General features: G+C 69.4%; 19 protein-coding genes and 1 pseudogene. 5 read left to right on the forward strand and 15 right to left on the reverse strand.

Annotation, left to right across the window (positions count from 1 at the left end; all coding sequences use genetic code 11):
* Positions 1–9 precede the first annotated feature (9 nt).
* The 11 genes from ABCR94_RS28245 to ABCR94_RS39225 all read right to left on the reverse strand — a co-directional run bounded on the left by ABCR94_RS28245 (position 10) and on the right by ABCR94_RS39225 (position 7,516).
* The gene (locus ABCR94_RS28245) at positions 10–879 is read right to left on the reverse strand and encodes an SPDY domain-containing protein (RefSeq protein WP_347122977.1); all 870 of its coding nucleotides are present in this window, start codon (positions 877–879) and stop codon (positions 10–12) included.
* Positions 876–2,105: an ATP-grasp domain-containing protein gene (locus ABCR94_RS28250; protein WP_347123130.1), complete on the reverse strand. Its 1,230-nt coding sequence runs from the start codon at positions 2,103–2,105 to the stop codon at positions 876–878. Before ABCR94_RS28250 ends, ABCR94_RS28245 begins: the two co-directional genes overlap by 4 nt.
* A gap of 45 nt (positions 2,106–2,150) precedes the next feature.
* Entirely contained in the window at positions 2,151–2,453 is a 303-nt protein-coding gene (locus ABCR94_RS28255) for a hypothetical protein (RefSeq protein ID WP_347122979.1), read from the reverse strand.
* A gap of 36 nt (positions 2,454–2,489) precedes the next feature.
* Complete coding sequence (locus tag ABCR94_RS28260; RefSeq protein WP_347122981.1) at positions 2,490–3,719, reverse strand: MFS transporter; 1,230 nt, start codon at positions 3,717–3,719, stop codon at positions 2,490–2,492.
* Entirely contained in the window at positions 3,716–4,225 is a 510-nt protein-coding gene (locus tag ABCR94_RS28265; protein WP_347122985.1) for a regulator, read from the reverse strand. The genes ABCR94_RS28260 and ABCR94_RS28265 overlap by 4 nt, the downstream gene beginning before the upstream one ends.
* Entirely contained in the window at positions 4,222–5,073 is an 852-nt protein-coding gene (locus tag ABCR94_RS28270) for a winged helix-turn-helix transcriptional regulator (RefSeq protein WP_347122990.1), read from the reverse strand. The genes ABCR94_RS28265 and ABCR94_RS28270 overlap by 4 nt, the downstream gene beginning before the upstream one ends.
* A 41-nt stretch (positions 5,074–5,114) precedes the next feature.
* Positions 5,115–5,525, reverse strand: coding sequence for a hypothetical protein (locus tag ABCR94_RS28275; RefSeq protein WP_347122992.1), 411 nt, complete (start codon positions 5,523–5,525; stop codon positions 5,115–5,117).
* 10 nt (positions 5,526–5,535) lie between these two features.
* Positions 5,536–5,985: a hypothetical protein gene (locus ABCR94_RS28280; protein ID WP_347122993.1), complete on the reverse strand. Its 450-nt coding sequence runs from the start codon at positions 5,983–5,985 to the stop codon at positions 5,536–5,538.
* On the reverse strand, positions 5,982–6,470 hold the full coding sequence (locus ABCR94_RS28285) for a hypothetical protein (protein ID WP_347122995.1): 489 nt from the start codon (positions 6,468–6,470) through the stop codon (positions 5,982–5,984). Before ABCR94_RS28285 ends, ABCR94_RS28280 begins: the two co-directional genes overlap by 4 nt.
* 108 nt (positions 6,471–6,578) lie before the next feature.
* Positions 6,579–6,929: an SH3 domain-containing protein gene (locus ABCR94_RS28290; protein ID WP_521977987.1), complete on the reverse strand. Its 351-nt coding sequence runs from the start codon at positions 6,927–6,929 to the stop codon at positions 6,579–6,581.
* Between the two features lie 146 nt (positions 6,930–7,075).
* A complete protein-coding gene (locus ABCR94_RS39225) occupies positions 7,076–7,516 on the reverse strand; it encodes a hypothetical protein (protein WP_521977989.1) in 441 nt (146 codons plus the stop codon).
* 21 nt (positions 7,517–7,537) lie between these two features.
* On the opposite strand from ABCR94_RS39225, the gene ABCR94_RS39230 reads away from it, so the two are divergent.
* On the forward strand, positions 7,538–7,768 hold the full coding sequence (locus tag ABCR94_RS39230) for a hypothetical protein (protein WP_521977991.1): 231 nt from the start codon (positions 7,538–7,540) through the stop codon (positions 7,766–7,768).
* Between the two features lie 89 nt (positions 7,769–7,857).
* Positions 7,858–8,775, forward strand: coding sequence for an IS982 family transposase (locus tag ABCR94_RS28300; RefSeq protein WP_347122997.1), 918 nt, complete (start codon positions 7,858–7,860; stop codon positions 8,773–8,775).
* A 70-nt stretch (positions 8,776–8,845) separates the two neighbouring features.
* Here the strand turns inward: ABCR94_RS28300 and ABCR94_RS28305 are convergent, their stop codons facing one another.
* The 4 genes and pseudogenes from ABCR94_RS28305 to ABCR94_RS28320 form a co-directional block, all read right to left on the reverse strand.
* Complete coding sequence (locus ABCR94_RS28305; protein ID WP_347122998.1) at positions 8,846–9,547, reverse strand: hypothetical protein; 702 nt, start codon at positions 9,545–9,547, stop codon at positions 8,846–8,848.
* An 18-nt stretch (positions 9,548–9,565) separates the two neighbouring features.
* Positions 9,566–10,051 (reverse strand): annotated as a pseudogene (locus ABCR94_RS28310) (hypothetical protein).
* Positions 10,048–10,611 (reverse strand): DUF4913 domain-containing protein, encoded by a 564-nt coding sequence (locus ABCR94_RS28315; RefSeq protein ID WP_347122999.1) that lies wholly within the window; start codon positions 10,609–10,611, stop codon positions 10,048–10,050. The pseudogene ABCR94_RS28310 and the gene ABCR94_RS28315 overlap by 4 nt, the downstream one beginning before the upstream one ends.
* A 250-nt stretch (positions 10,612–10,861) precedes the next feature.
* Entirely contained in the window at positions 10,862–11,617 is a 756-nt protein-coding gene (locus tag ABCR94_RS28320) for a DNA-methyltransferase (RefSeq protein WP_347123001.1), read from the reverse strand.
* A 511-nt stretch (positions 11,618–12,128) separates the two neighbouring features.
* On the opposite strand from ABCR94_RS28320, the gene ABCR94_RS28325 reads away from it, so the two are divergent.
* The 3 genes from ABCR94_RS28325 (at position 12,129) to ABCR94_RS28335 (ending at position 14,391) form a co-directional block, all read left to right on the forward strand.
* Complete coding sequence (locus ABCR94_RS28325) at positions 12,129–13,253, forward strand: C40 family peptidase (RefSeq protein WP_347123004.1); 1,125 nt, start codon at positions 12,129–12,131, stop codon at positions 13,251–13,253.
* A 137-nt stretch (positions 13,254–13,390) separates the two neighbouring features.
* Complete coding sequence (locus ABCR94_RS28330) at positions 13,391–13,705, forward strand: DUF6112 family protein (RefSeq protein WP_347123006.1); 315 nt, start codon at positions 13,391–13,393, stop codon at positions 13,703–13,705.
* The gene (locus tag ABCR94_RS28335; protein WP_347123012.1) at positions 13,705–14,391 is read left to right on the forward strand and encodes a hypothetical protein; all 687 of its coding nucleotides are present in this window, start codon (positions 13,705–13,707) and stop codon (positions 14,389–14,391) included. The genes ABCR94_RS28330 and ABCR94_RS28335 overlap by 1 nt, the downstream gene beginning before the upstream one ends.
* Positions 14,392–14,420 lie beyond the last annotated feature (29 nt).

Genomic DNA, 14,420 nt, shown 5'->3' on the forward strand with positions numbered 1-14,420 from the left:
GCGCTGGTGCTATCGGCGCGGGCCGGGCAGGGCTGGTCGGCTGGTGGTGCTCCAGCGCTGCACGCTGGGTGCGGGGAGGGCAGCCGGGCGGCGTGATGCGGCGGCCCGCTGGATGTCGAGTGGGGTGGGGGCCGGCGGCTCCGGCGGGAGGATCGGGGTGAGTTGGGCCGTGCCCTTGATGTAGCTGAAGGTGTCCTCTCGCCACCTCGGCAGCGGGGCCGGGTCGGCGACGCTCTGAGTGACAGCGGCGAGCAGGGCGACGGGCGTGTTGGTGCTGGCGGTGGCGTACCAGGCGGGTCGGTCGATGGATTTACCGGCCCAGAGCTGCCAGCGGGCGTCGCGCGTGGTCAGTTCGGTTTCTGGGTTGAGGTCGCCGGCGGTGAACTCCATTCCGGCGAGCCCGTCCGGCGACTGGACGGCGAAGACGCCCCAGTTGCGGGGTTCTACCTCCCAGCCCTGCTGGAGGAGGGGGGCGACGGCAAGAAAGGGGTCGTGCTCGGTTCCGGAGAGCGGCCGGGCGAGGTAGGCGTCCGGGCCCTGGTTGTGGGCGCTGGCAAGTGCCGTGGTGAAGGCGTGGACGAACTCGGTGGGGGTGCGGTCGTTGAAGCAGGCGCCCCAGGCCGGCGGGCCGAACGGGTCCTCGTAGGCGTTGATGCGCCAGAGGCCGTCGTCCTCGCCTTCGGGGAGGTAGCCGAGGCGAACGCTCCGGTCGGGGGCGTGAACGTACACGTTGCCGAGGTCGTCGTGCTGGAGGTCCCAGCCGAGGCCCAGAAGCGGAGCGAGGGCAGGGTCACCAATTCCGGTGGTGGAGGCGAGATAGCGCGGGGAGACGAAGACGTCCCCGTCGATGTCGTAGCGCGGGTCGGGCTGCTGGGTCATCGGTCGGCCTGCGTGGTGACGGTGATCTCGTCGGCTGCCGTGTTGAGCCGCTCGTTGACCTCGGTGGTGTTGCGGCCGGTGACGATGTAGAACCCGGCTCGGGCGGTGAACAGGTCGCCTTCGGGCGGCAGAACGAGCCGGTCGCCGATCTCGCGGATCCACCGGACCTGCCGCAGCCAGGGGGTGTGGGCGGCGAAGGGCTGGGTGATGTGCCGTGCGGTGAGGGTGCCGGAGGCGTCCGGGTAGAGCATGCGGATGCCCGCCGCCCCACTGCGGGTCGGGGTGATGTCCGGTGCCCGGCCGCAGGCGAGGTCGGCGGCGGCCTTGGGCAGGTCGATGCCGGTGGCGAGGCGGACGAGATGGCCGATCATGTCACCGGCAACGCGTGCGTTGACCTCGATCAGCCGGGGCCGGCCGTCCACGAGGCGCAGCTCGACGTGCTGCACGCCGGTAGTGATCCCCAGCGCCTTCACCGCAGCAGCGGCGGCCGGGGTGATCTGAGCCAGGAGCGGGTCGGTGGCATCGACGGTGTGGACGATCTGGTCAAAGTACGGGGCGGGCCCCAGTTGCTTGCGGTTCACGGCGACTGCGGTGGTCACACCGCGATGGGTGACGCACTCGACGGAGACTTCCGGCCCGTCGAGGTATTCCTCGACCAGCACGCCAGTGTCCTCACGGCTGCGGCTCGCACCGGCCGAGGCGAACTCGAAGGCCGCAGGAAGCTCTTCGGGCCCATCGACGCGGATCACGCCGATGGCGCCGGCGAACGCGGCGGGCTTGATGACGACGGGGAAGCCCAACGTCGCCGCCGCCCGTCCTGCCTCCAGCAGGGTCCGGGCCTTCATCGAGGTGGCCGACGGCACCCCGTGGCGGGCGAACAGCGCTCGAGCGATGGCCTTGTTGCGGCAGGCCCGCATCACCTCGACGGAGTTCGCGGGCAGACCGAGGGCGCGGGCAAGGCGGGCGGTCGCCACGAGGTGCCACTCATCCCAGGTGACGACGCCGGCGAGGTCGTGGCGTGTGGCCAGCGCACGGGCGGCGGCGAGCAGGTCGGTGTCGTCGTGGAGTTCGGCGACGACGTGGTCGATGATGTGCGGCTTCTCCCATGACGGCTCGGTGCCAGTCAGCAGGACGACGTCGTAGGCGGCGGCCACTTGCTCAAGGCAGTAGGAGCGAGATGTCTCATCGCCGGGAGAGACGATGAGGACGAGGGGGCGAGCGGACAGGGGGTTCTCCGAATCGATGGGGCGCCAGGACAGGGGCAGGAGCTGTCAGGCGGCGCGGCGGCGGCGCAGCTCGAACGCGCTCGCCCAGCGGGGGTGGGCGGCGATCAACTGCCGGGCGTAGAGGGCCGTGAAGTTGTTGTTCAGTCCGCCTATGCCGTGCGGGAGTTGTCGGCGGAGGTCTTCGAAGAGGTTCTTGAGGCCGATGCGCGTGGCGCCGGCAGCGAGCTGGCGGGCGGTCATGCGCTCCAGGGCGCGGTAGACGTGCGGGTTCTTGGCGTGGAAGGCGCGGAACTGCTCGGTGATGGTGCGACCACTCGCACGGTTCGCCCCGGGGCAGGCAGGGGACATGGGGAGGTTCTCCACAGGCTGGGGATGAGCAACGGGTCAGGTACGCAGGGCGGGATCGGTGCGCAGGCGGGCGAAGGCGAGGAACAGTCCGAGGGCCTGCAGGGCGGCGCATGCGGTGATGACGTGGCCGAGCAGGTCGAGCGGAGTTGCCGCGACCAGCACGCCGGCGATCGGGAAGGGCAGCAGGAGCAGCAAGATCGTCAGAGACAAGGTGCTGGCGAACACCTCGGCGGGGATCAGCTGGGAGCGCAGGGTGCGTAGGACCACGGTCATGCCGCCCTCGCCGGCCATCAGGACGGCGATGAGCACCAGGTACATGCCGTAGGTGTGGGCAGCGGCGAGTGTCATACACGCGCCGGCGGCGACCATTGCGGAGAGGGCTCCGACGGGCCAGAGTCCGTACCGGTCGATCGCGGTGCGGCAGGCTGCGATGGCGAGCAGAGAGGCCACGGCGGCGGCCGACCAGATCAGGCCGACCGAGGCGCTGGAGTGTCCCAGCTGTTTGACGACGATCACCGGGGTGGCGGCCTGGAGCAGGCCGAGCGTCAGATTCGACAAGGTCAGCCCGGCCACCAGCCAGGCCAGGGTGGGCAGGGACCGCAAGGTGGCCCAGCCGGTAAGAAGCCCTTTGATCACCGGAACCGGTTCGGCGGGCGACGGCTTGAGCGGCTGGTTGGGGGCGAGGGCGGCACCGAGCAGTGAGAAGCAGGCGATCGTGGCGAGCATCCCGGCGGATCCCGTCCACTGAAGCAGTAGCCCGGCGAGCGCGGGCCCGGCCAGGGTTGCGACCTGATCGATCCCCAGCAGGACCGACTGCACCCGGTGCGCGTGCTCGCCGGCCTCACGGCTGGCGGTGCCGCCCGCGGTCTCGGCCGCAATGTAGGAGAACTCGGTGAGCACTCCCGTGCTGGCGGCGAGGAGCATGACGGTGAGCGTCGCGCCCAGGCCATGTGCCTGTGCCGGGAGGACGAAGACAGCGGCCAGAACGACCAAGGCCCGTGCCACGGAGGCGATGCGGAACACCGTCGTGGTGCCGTACCGGTCGACCATCGCCCCCGCCACAACGAACGCCCCCAGCCGTGGCGTCCACTCCAGTGCGAACGCCAAGCCCGTCAGGGCCGCGGAGCCTGTCGCGGCCAGCACGAGCAACGGGATGCCGTACGTCGTCATGGCGAATGCGCCGGCATCGGCACTGCGCGGCAGGTAGATGCCGCGCACGAGTCCCGCAGTGCGGCGGGCGGGCAACGGTGTGGTGCCACCGCTCACGCGACGGGCTCGGGCGCAGAGAGGGTGACCTGCGGGTTGGCCGCCAGCCAAAGGGCCAGCCGGTCGCGGATGTGGGCCAGGTCTGCGTCGGCCTCGGGCAGGTCTTCGACCGTCGAACGGTGGGAGTCGTCGGCCGGGTCGGCGAGGGGTGCGGGCGCCACGAGGGAGAGAGTGTGCTGGAGGCGGGTGGTGAAGTCGCAGATCGGAGCAGGGTAGGCGTGGCGCCGAGCCCAACGGGCGGCTGCGTCGTAGACGTCGGCCAGTTCCGAGCCGGAGGTGGTGAGGTCCAGCCCGACGCCGGGTCCGACCCGGACGAGGCCATGGGCGCGGGCCGCGTCAGTGGTCCGGCGAAGGTGGTGCGCAGAGAGGTCGGGGAGTGTGACTGCCAGCCTGCGTGGCGGGATCGGCCCGTTGTCGTCGATCTCGGTGATCAGACGGATCAGGGCCGGCGAGGACAGGAAGGCGCAGGCATTGCGCATGTCGGCAGTGGTGAGGGAGGCAGTCATCGGCGCGGGCCTCCCGCCGGGAGCGCGGCCATCGGGCGGGCCGTCGCAGTGTGCGAGAACAGGTCCGGGTTCTGCCATGTCGGGCGGGTGGTCTGTCGGGGCCGGACAGGCGGCAGTGGTGCGGCGGGAGTTGGCAGCCGCGTTTGGTTACTGACCCACGTCTTCGGGGTGGGTGCGGCCTCCGGGCGCCCCCAGATCGGGTGCTGGGCGGCCCGTGTCAAAGAGCGCCCGGCGGACCATGCGGACAGGGCCCCAAACACGGGCCCCAGTCCGTGGCCCGCGACGGACAGGCGGTAGGGCTGGCCGGTGCCGTCGGTGTCGACCAGGCCGTCGGCCGTGAGCTGGCGCAGCGGCGGGTAGATGTTGGTCCAGTCGCTGCGGGGCATGATGATCCTGGCCAGGGCCCGGCCACTGACCTCCTCGCGGGACTTGAGCACCCACAGGACGGCGGCGGCGTGGCGCCGGGTGAGCAGGGTGAGGCTGTCCTCGATCTGCTCAATGGCGGGCAGCGGCCGCTCTGTCTTCTCCAGGTGCTCCTCGGCCCAGGTGACGATCATCGGCAGGACCGGCAGCAGGGCTGTGCCCCGATCCGTGTGGCCGTAGGTCACATGCCGTGAGGTGTGCTCGGTGCGCTCGACCAAGCCGGCGTCGCACAGCGACTTGAGCTTGGGGTGGAGCTGGCCGCTCTGCAGCCAGGAGACTTTGCCCGCGATCTCGCTGTAGCGCAGCGCCGGGCCGGACAGGGCCAGCAAGATCCTTACGTTCCATCGCGGGGTGATCATGGCGAGGGCCTCGGTGACCCGGGCGATGTCGGCGTCGGTGTCGGGGGGCAGAGCGGTGATGGCCAAGGGAAGAACTCCTGGATGCGTAAGGGGGTTGCCCGCCGAGATCAGTGGCATCGTGCGGGGCTCCCGGCCGGAACAGGCGAGGCGGGAGCGGACGGCGCGGGGACCGGGGACGGCGCGGGCGTGGTGACCCGAGCAAGGCTTTGCAGAACGGCCGAGAGGGACTTGGCTTGGGCCTCGCGGACAGCGACCGCTTCGGCGAGCCGGCGGGCGCCGTCAAGGAGGTGGGAGACCTCGTGTCGGTCGATCTGCCGCTCAGGGCGGACGAGTTGAGCGAGGAGGTCGCGGTGAACGGCTATGCCGCGCTCCGCTAGGGCGAGGCCGTGGTGCATGCCGAGCAGGGCGGCGAGCATGCCGGGCACCTGGTCCTGGGCGTGGGCTTCGAGGTCGGCGATCGGTGCGCCGTACAGGTCCTCGATCCGTCCGGCTATCTCGGTGGACGTGAGGTGGGGCAAGCGGCGGCTCTCACGGTCGGCGGGTCGTCGCCGCCCCGGCACGACGGGGTGCTGGGGCGGCGATGGCCGGGGGCGGGGCGGCGGCGACTGTCGGCTGCGCCAGGCGGACGGGACGGGGTGGCTGGTGGAGTATCGGCAGGGTGTGCAGCAGCTCGCCGAGCGCGACTCGGTAGCCGTCGCCGGCGTCGAGCGCTGCCTCCAGCCACTGCGCGTCAACGCGCAGTTCCTCGGCTGACAGTTCGCCCATGTCTCGGTCGGGCGCCATCGCCTCATGCACGCGGTCGCGGACGCGGGCGACCTGCTCCTCGGCCAGGGCGAGGAACGACCGCAGCTCCAGCGCACGGGTCATCGCGGGGGACGCCTCGGGACCGGCTGCTGTCGTGTACAGCTCGGAGATCGGAGCTCCGAAGGTTCTCTGGATCTGGCCGTCGAGAGTGCTGGCCTTGATCCGGCCGCTCACAGCGCGCCCCTGCCCGCTCGCGGCAACGACGCCGGCCCAGGTGCAACCGCAAGTCGGGGCGGAGCGCTGGTCTGCACCACCGGTCCCGTCCGCGACCCACGGCTGAACCGGGCAAGGCGTTCGGCAGCGAGGCCCTTCTTCCCCGGTGCATCCGGGTCAAGAAGCCACCGCACGACCAGGGCCCGACCGTCGCGTGCGGCAACGGCTGCGTTGACGTGCTGGGCCAGGCCCATCGTCGGGTCGTCGATCTCGCTGGGCTGCGCTTGCAGCGCCCCGAGGAGGTTGTCCTCCGCGCGGTCGAGCACCGTCTGGGACTCGACGAGCAGCCCATGCCATTTGACGACCTCGGTGGCGTCGGGATGAGCAGTTGGCGCGAGGGCAACTGCGGCCTTCAACTGATCCATGCCCATCTCGAAGTGGCTTTCGATCTGCTCGGTGAGCACGCCCACGACGTCCTCAGTACCGTCGGATATGTCGTCGGACAAGGGAAACTCCTTTCTGGAAGGCGCTCACGCCTGGGCTTCAGGGGAAAGAAATTGACAGCCGGCCGGGTAACTCCACTACCCCCTAGGCGGGTTGCCGCGCCGAGGCTGCTAGCTGAGGCACATGCGGACGTCGCGGTAGACGTAGGTGCCGGAGACCCAGCCCTTTACGCCGGTGGTCTTGTCCTTGATGTAAAGCCAGTTGCCGCTCTTCTTGGCCACGGTGAACCGGTGACTCCTGTAGAGCACCCCGACTGCGGTGGACTTCGTGCTGGCCTTGGATCGGATGGTCACGGCCTTGGTGTGGACGGCGTACGGGAGCGGCGGGCGAGAGTTGCAGCTCGCGCGGGCAGTCGTTGCCGTATTGGCGGCGGGGGCCGCACTCGCGGTGGTGGCGGAGAGCACCGGCAGAGCAAGTGCGCCGAGCATCACGGCGGATATGGCAATTCGGGTTGAGCGCATGCGGAAGAAACCTCCGTGCAGGCATAGGGATTGCGTGGAAAGGCGCCGCGGTTTGTTCCGTCGGCTGTATAAGAGTCCGGAGATTCGCCGGTTTGGCTAACCGGCGATCGTCGGCTATGTTGCGCCGCACCAGGCGGGGTTGGTGCTTAGCGTGCTCGGCCGGGAGGGCGTGCAGCGGGAGTCTTCGGCAGGGAAGCCGGGCGGGTCGGTGACGCCGCTGGGTGGACGGGCGGGAGCGGGCCGGCCGTACCGCCGATCCGGTCGTTGCACCACTGGACGGCTTCTTCGCGCGTGGCGAATCCGCCCTCGCGCAGGGTGTGGGTCCATACCGTGGTGTCGACTTCCTCAACTACGACGCGAAACGGGGAGAGGGCCCGCTCGTCCATGGCACGCAGGGCCACAACGGTGACCATGTCGTCCGAGCTGTCGCTGGTGTAGGAGTACCCGTATGCGAAGTGGTCACCGTCTCCCCTGAGCCGCTGCTCCAGGGCCCGTGTTGCCTCATCGGCCGGCGGAGGGCCTAGGCCGGGGTTGAGGGCGATCTTGTCGGGAGGGCAGCCGCGGTGGATGAGCCAGGACTGCGCCATCGACGGCAAGGGCAGCGGAGCGTGCTCGAAGTGGAACGTCTTGGCTACCAGGTCGCGTTGAAGGTGCAGGGCGACGATCTGCGGTTCTCCGGGGATTCCCCAGGTGGCCGAGCCGTCGTGCAGGACATAGAAGCTGTCCGCTCCGGAAGGGCTGTGGTGCTCGGCCAGCGGGAGCAGGTCCTGATCGTTGATCTCGACGGCGTACAGGAATGCTTTCTTGGTCTGAGGGTCTGCGGCCTCGAAGTCATCTAGATGGTTGATGTGCTTTCGGGGCTGTCCAGAAAGGCGAAGAGTGCCCAGAATCGGTGGTGTTGAGACACGTTCACCCCGGGGGGATCGCCGTGAACACCGACCTGGACACTCTCCTCATCGCACTGTACGTCGAGCTGGACGACGGCATCATCCCTTCGCGGCGACCTCGCACCGGGGCCGGTCATCCGCTGGAGGTGACCGACGCGGAGCTGGTGTGTCTGGCGGTGGCCCAGGTGCTGCTGCGATTCAACGGCGAGCGACACTGGTTGCGCTCGGCCCCTTCCCTGGTCGGGCACCTCTTCCCGCGGCTGCTCTCGCAAAGCGAGTACAACCGGCGGGTGCGTGGCGCGGGCGATCTGATGGAGACAGCCCTGCGCTGGCTGGCGGCCCGGACACCGTCGTCGGCGGACACCGTGCGGCTGTGGGACGGCACCCCGGTGCGCTGCGGTGCCTCCCGGGAGACCGCGAAACGCTCGGACCTGGCCGGATGGGCCGGCTACGGGCACGACGCCTCGCACCACTGCTTCTACTGGGGCGCCGAGCTGATGCTGGTGTGTGCTCCGGACGGGCTGATCACCGGCTTCATCCTGGTCAATCCCAAGCTGGTCAAGGAACGCGACGCGGTCAGGATGATGTTCGCGCTGGACAAGAACCGGCCCGAGCCGGGCACTACCGGCGTGTGCGACAAAGGCTTCGCCGGAGCCGACTTCGAGGCTGACATGGCCGCGATGGGGATCACCGTCATCCGGCCCGCCCGCAAAGGCGAGCCGGACCCGGGGATCTTCCCGAACTGGCTCCGCCAGCGCGTCGAGTCGGTGAACTGGACCCTCAAGGGCCAGCTCGGACTCGACCAGCACGGCGGCCGGATCATCGCCGGACTGTGGGCCAGGGTGCTCCAGCGACTCCTGGCACTCAACGTGGCCATCTGGCACAACTGGGCCTGCGGAGCCGAAAGGAAACGCTCGTTGATCCACTACGACCACCTCACCCCGCTGACCAGCACGTAAAAGCACATCAACCATCTAGGCGGAGGTTGAGTTCGGGTTTGGGCATAGATCTCCTCGGGGGCGCCCTGGTTCAGCGGTGGGGGCGCGTGGGCGCAGTGGGCGAGGTGGCGGGCCTGGGCGCCACCGGTGGGGCTGCCGTCCGGTGGCTGCGGCTGACGGCCAGCGCGGTGCGGCCCGTGTCGGTCAAGGTGAGCCACTGCCCGGCCTCGACGGATTGGGTGGTGTCCCGAGCGACCAGTCCGGCGGCTTCAACGCGCTGGAGGTCGGCGTACGCAAGTCCGTTACCGGAGGTCGTGGTTACGTACATCTGATCGGTGAACAGGTTCGGCTGCACCCGGGCGCCGACCTCGACGGACACCAGTGCCGCGTGGTCGATGGCTGACAGCCGCGCGGGGCCGTCCGGCGCCTTGCGCTGGGACGTGGCCTCGATCGGTTCCAACGCGGCGAACACCCGACGGGTCGCGACATAGCGGACTTTGGCGGCTTCCTCCAGCTGGTCCACGGCCCGGTCGATCGACTCGAACAGATCGCTGTCGACGTCGAACTCGCCGCTGGACAGGCGGTGGAGCAGAGTGCGGTAGAAGGTCACACCGGTCTGGGCCTGGGCCAGCTCGCGGTGGCGGTCGACCAGGCGGGCGTGTGGCGCGTCGAGGACGCCGCGGTCGCGGTGGGCCCACAGGGTGTCGACATCGTGGCCGGTGACGGCTTCGATGCGGTGGTCGAGTGGGGAGACCGCACGCCGAACTGGTGTCGGCGCGGGATCAGAGGCCATAGATGGGGCTCCGTGTTCTCAGCGGATGTGCTGGTGCGAGGAGTTCTGCGCGAGCCGAGGCAGGCCCGGCATCGCAGCGGGCAGCGGATCCGGCCTCGGCGCCGGGCTGCGGGTCGTGAGCTGCGGAGGGCGGGAGCGTGCCGCGTGGGTGCGGGCGCTCAGCGGCCGGCGGGCCATCCCCAGTCGGCGGCCGACCTCGTCATAGACGTCGTTACCGGCGCGAGGCCGGATCGCGACGACGTGGATCTCCCGCCGGTGTGCGGTCTCCTCGGGCGCTGGGCGGACGCCGTAGACGACGCGCCAGTCTTTCCGGGAGTCCACGAACAGCTTGCGCTAGCCCTCCAGGTCACCGGTGAGCGGCAGCCCGAAGCGCTCGGCGTTCACCACCTCCTGGAGGTGGGCGAGGGTGAGATCGCGGATATCGCTGGGCGCCTGGAGGAGGTCGGTGAGGGCGCGGGGGTCGAAGCTCAGGCCGAAGGCCGACTGCTGCTGCCCTCTGTTCATGACGTCGGCTCGTCCAGCTCAGCGGGCTTGGCAGGTGCCGACGCGCTTGTCGTCGCCTTCTCCGTGCGTGCCGACGGAGGCGGCCCGGGAAGAATTCGGTGCGCGGGACGCTCCGGAGAGGTCATGCAGGCCGACAGCGGACCTCCCGCCGCACGGATGGCCACGATGGCGTGGGTGAGGAAGTCCCGGTGCCACACGAACAGACCGCTCAGCCCGGCTTCGGGGTCCTTGTGCTGCTGGTAGGCCAGCCACAGGGCGTGCAGCCAGGCCACGACGTCGTCGTGTTCCTGCCACTGCAGGCACCAGGGCGCCGCCGTAGTGACCTCCGCGCCATAGACCGGGAGGAGGAAGTCGTCCACCCAGTCCGAGAGGGCGTCCAGCTCGTCCTCGCGGTCCTCGCCGTCCAGTTCCATGATCGGGTGCGGCTCGGGCGGCGGCGGCGTGGGCGGTCCGCCGAATCCGGGCATGCCGAACGCCGCGAAAGGCGAGGAGCTTGCGGGGTCCTCCGGTGCGGAGGCCAGACGGTCGAGCTGCCGCGCCTGCTGCGTCGACTGTTCCATCAGCCGCCGGACGCTGGCCTCGATTCCCTCCGATTGGGGGTCCGGAATTCGGACCGGCTCCAACTCCCCCTGGGGCGAATGTTCTACGGGTTCAGACATGAGGAGCGTGGCCTCCTAGAAGGCGTGGAAATGGGGATGCAGAATCGACGGAGAGCGGACCGCGCGCCGGATCACGGGAAATGTGCGGCGGGGCGTAACCCCGAACCGGGGACGGCGATGAATTCCGCCACAGGGTGCTGCGTATGCGGCGTCAGGCGGTGAGGATCACGTCGTCCTGCGTGAGGGTGTCGCGGATCGTCTCGGTGAGCCGGTCGGCGGCGATCGACGCGTAGTGCTCGGTCTTCTCCACGCCGATGAAGTCCCTGCCTTCCAGCAGGGTGGCGACGCCCGTGGAGCCGGATCCGGCGCAGAAGTCGAGCACTGTGCCGCCTTCGGGGCTGATCTTGACGAGCTCTCGCATCACGGAGACGGGCTTTTGGGTGATGTGCTGGCGCTTGGCCCCCGACGGCTGCGAGGCGCTGTAGAGGCCCGGCAGATAGACCGGGTTTCGGGCGGCATCGATGGGGCCCTTCGAGGCCCAGACGATGAACTCGCAGTTCTGTGTGAACCGGCCCTTCTGGGGCCTGGCCTGCGGCTTGTGCCAGGCCAGCACCCCACGCCACAGCCAGCCGGCCGCCTGGATCGCGTCCGTTGTGGTGGGCAGCTGGCGCCAGTCGGTGAACAGGAGCGCGGTGCCCCCGGTGCGGGTGATCCGGTGGGATTCGGTCATGATCTGCGTCAGCCAGAACCCGTAGCTGCGCTGATCCATGTTCTCGCCGGTGAAATCCGGCAGGGCGTGCTGAGCGTCGACGGAGGTGTACTTCTGCTTCGCGGAACGGCTCGTGCGCTCCTTGGCAGTCCGGCCACCCGAGTTGTACGGCGGGTCGGTGATGACGGAGTCGACGCAGTCGTCCGGCAGGCCGGCAAGAACACTGAGAGCGTCGCCCTGGTGCAGGGAAAAAGGCAAAGAGGAACCCCAATTCGGGTGTGGAAGCGCGGAGGGAACTCGCCGTCTCGCACATGAATCCCCGCGGGCCAAAAGTGGGCATAGAAATGCCCGGGGCCACAGACCGGGGAGGGAGAGGGGGAGTTCAAAAACTGTAGGTGCGAATCCGCCGTTGACCAAGAAGTGCGTGATGAGGGTCCGGTTTCCGACCCCTCGCACCAACTTTTTGGTCAACCGCCAATCCGCACCTACTGTTTTGGAACGCCCGGCGCACACCGCCACTGGCTACTCCCCCACCACGCCTTTCGGAGGTTCCCCCTGCCCCGGCACACCTAGCGCACGGCCCGGCCCTGCGCAGCGAGCGGCAACTCGCCCGCGCCGGCCTCCCCCGATCGCCCACCCCGGCTGCCGCGCCCTTCCAGCACGTCACGCGTTCGCGGCACGCCGGACACCGCACCCCGAAGGACACGTCCATGACGTCTCGCTACCCGCCCCTGCCCGCCATCGCTGACGCGCCTGTCATCCGCTCCGGTTGAAGGCGCTCGCCGCCGGCATCGGCGTCGTCTGCCTCTCCCCCTTTCTGCTCGCCGGAACGGCCATGATGGTGGCCTCCTCCGCCGATGCCGTGCAGAGCACCGGCTCCTTCAGCAGCTGCCTGACCGACATCGATCCCGGCGAGGTCGCCAAGCAGGTCACCAAGATTCTCGATGGTGCGTCCGGCAAGGACGTCGGGATCAAGGGGCTGGACCTGCCCGCCGAGCAAGTGCCCCACGCACAGACAATCGTGGCCACCGGCATCAGTCTCGACGTGCCCAAGAAGGGGCAGATCGTCGCGCTCGCCACCGCGATGCAGGAATCGCGGCTGCGCAACCTCAACTACGGAGACCGCGACTCCCTCGGCCTATTCCAGCAGCGCCCCTCCCAGGGATGGGGTACCGCCCAGCAGATCCGCGACCCCGTCTACGCGAGCGAGCGCTTTTACAAGGCGCTGCTCAAGGTGGACGGCTGGCAGCAGATGACCGTCACACAGGCAGCCCAGGCCGTCCAGGCATCGGGCTTTCCCGACGCGTACGCGCAGTGGGAGGACCTGTCTACCGCGCTGCAGAAGGCCATCGCCGCCACCTTCCCGAGCACCGGCCAGGACCAGGACGACAAGGAGCCCGACCCCAGCAAGGAGTCCGCCACCGGCTGCGCTCCGGGCAAGGACGGCTCCGGCTTCGGGCGCATCCCCGAGGGGAGCGTCCCGAAGGGATACAAGATCCCCAAGGATGCCGCCCCCAAGGCCCGCAAGGCACTGGACTGGGCGATGCACCAGCTCGGCACGCAGTACCAGTGGGGCGGCACCTGCACCGACTCGCACGGCCCCGACCCGATGGGGCGCTGCGACTGCAGCTCCCTGATGCAACAGGCGTACGCCCACGTTGGCATCAAGCTCACCCGTACCACGTACACACAGGTCAACGAGGGCAAGCCGGTCTCGCCCAGCAAGCTCCAGCCCGGTGACCTGATCTTCAGCCGCGGCACCGCGAGCCGTCCTGAGCACGTCGGCATGTACATGGGCGAGGGCCTCGTGATCGAGGCGCCACGCACATCCAAGCCGGTCCGGATCACTCCGATCAAGGACTGGAACATCCTCGTGGTCCGCCGCGTCCTCTGACGCCGCCCCGCCCGGACACCTCTCCGGGCGGGCCGCCACCGCGGCCACTTCCCGCGCCCCGAGCGCGCCCCTCCTCTTCTCACCTTTCCCGCCGGCCCCTCGCCTGGCCTGCGTATGCAAGGAGCCCCGCTACGCCTATGCCCCTACCTCTCGCAGACCGCCTCATCCAGCTCGCCTTCGACCCCGGTATCAAGCCCCAGGGTGGCGGACTACCGGGTCTGGCCGTCCTGAAGAACGTCGTCAATTCGATCAACATGTTCGGGATCATCGCCGTCGTCGGTGCTCTCGCCATTTCCCTCGGTGTGTGGGCCTGGGGCCACCACAGCGGTGGCCATCAGGCCGAGGCCAACGGAAAGAAGGGCGCGGTCGTGGCCGCGGGCGCCGCTCTCGGCCTGGGTGCCGCGAACGGCATCGTGGCCTTCTTCTCGGGCCTGGGGTCGCAGGTTCAGTAATGCAGAAACGACTCCCCTCCGTCTCCCTGTCCTCCTACGGTGTCGGCTGGTCGGCCAACAAGCGCATCATGATCGTGGCGCTGGTCGTCACCATCCTGCTCGCCCTCGCGGCCACCGTCGCCTGGATGACCGGGAGCGATCAGCAGGGCCAGAACCACGCCGCCCCGTCCCCGGCGAACAGCCCGTCCTCCTCCGAGGCCGCCCCCAAGGCCGCCGCCGGATCAGGGTCGGTGCCCAAGCCGCCGCAGATCGCCGAGCCGGTCGCCTACGCCAAGGCCGCCGCCGAGATGCTGTGGTCCTACGACACCCGCGACACCAGCCGCGACCAGCAACTCGCCGGCATGAACGCGTGGATGTCCAAGGAGACCAAGTACGCCGACTGGAACTCCGTCACCTCTCAGGTCCCCGCCCCGCTGCTGTGGTCGCGGATGGCCGACAACAAGCAGCACGCGACCTCTGCGATCACCGAGGGCCACTATCCCTCCGCGTTCAAGCAGGCCCTGGCCGACGACCCGTCCGCGATCACCGAGGCGTACATCTACGCCGTGACCGTCAATGGCAAGCAGCAGATCGCCTGGCACAAGGGTGGAGCCGGAGCCGAAGAGCGTGCCGTGACTCTCGCGGTGCAGTGCCGGCCGAGCCACGACTGCTCCCTGGTCGCCATCGCTCCGCGCGTCGCGCAGTGACCAGCCCCAACTGAAAGGAGGACCTCCCC

This window comes from Streptomyces changchenzhani, from assembly GCF_039766235.1.
Lineage (GTDB): Bacteria > Actinomycetota > Actinomycetes > Streptomycetales > Streptomycetaceae > Streptomyces.

What these genes read in the sequence shown, in the direction of transcription:
- ABCR94_RS28245 (WP_347122977.1), bottom strand. Translation starts at nt 879, where the DNA reads ATGACCCAGCAGCCCGACCCGCGCTACGACATCGACGGGGACGTCTTC.
- ABCR94_RS28255 (WP_347122979.1), bottom strand. Translation starts at nt 2,453, where the DNA reads ATGTCCCCTGCCTGCCCCGGGGCGAACCGTGCGAGTGGTCGCACCATC.
- ABCR94_RS28265 (WP_347122985.1), bottom strand. Translation starts at nt 4,225, where the DNA reads ATGACTGCCTCCCTCACCACTGCCGACATGCGCAATGCCTGCGCCTTC.
- ABCR94_RS28290 (WP_521977987.1), bottom strand. Translation starts at nt 6,929, where the DNA reads ATGCGCTCAACCCGAATTGCCATATCCGCCGTGATGCTCGGCGCACTT.
- ABCR94_RS39225 (WP_521977989.1), bottom strand. Translation starts at nt 7,516, where the DNA reads ATGGCGCAGTCCTGGCTCATCCACCGCGGCTGCCCTCCCGACAAGATC.
- ABCR94_RS28305 (WP_347122998.1), bottom strand. Translation starts at nt 9,547, where the DNA reads ATGGCCTCTGATCCCGCGCCGACACCAGTTCGGCGTGCGGTCTCCCCA.
- ABCR94_RS28315 (WP_347122999.1), bottom strand. Translation starts at nt 10,611, where the DNA reads ATGGAACAGTCGACGCAGCAGGCGCGGCAGCTCGACCGTCTGGCCTCC.
- ABCR94_RS28330 (WP_347123006.1), top strand. Translation starts at nt 13,391, where the DNA reads ATGCCCCTACCTCTCGCAGACCGCCTCATCCAGCTCGCCTTCGACCCC.
- ABCR94_RS28335 (WP_347123012.1), top strand. Translation starts at nt 13,705, where the DNA reads ATGCAGAAACGACTCCCCTCCGTCTCCCTGTCCTCCTACGGTGTCGGC.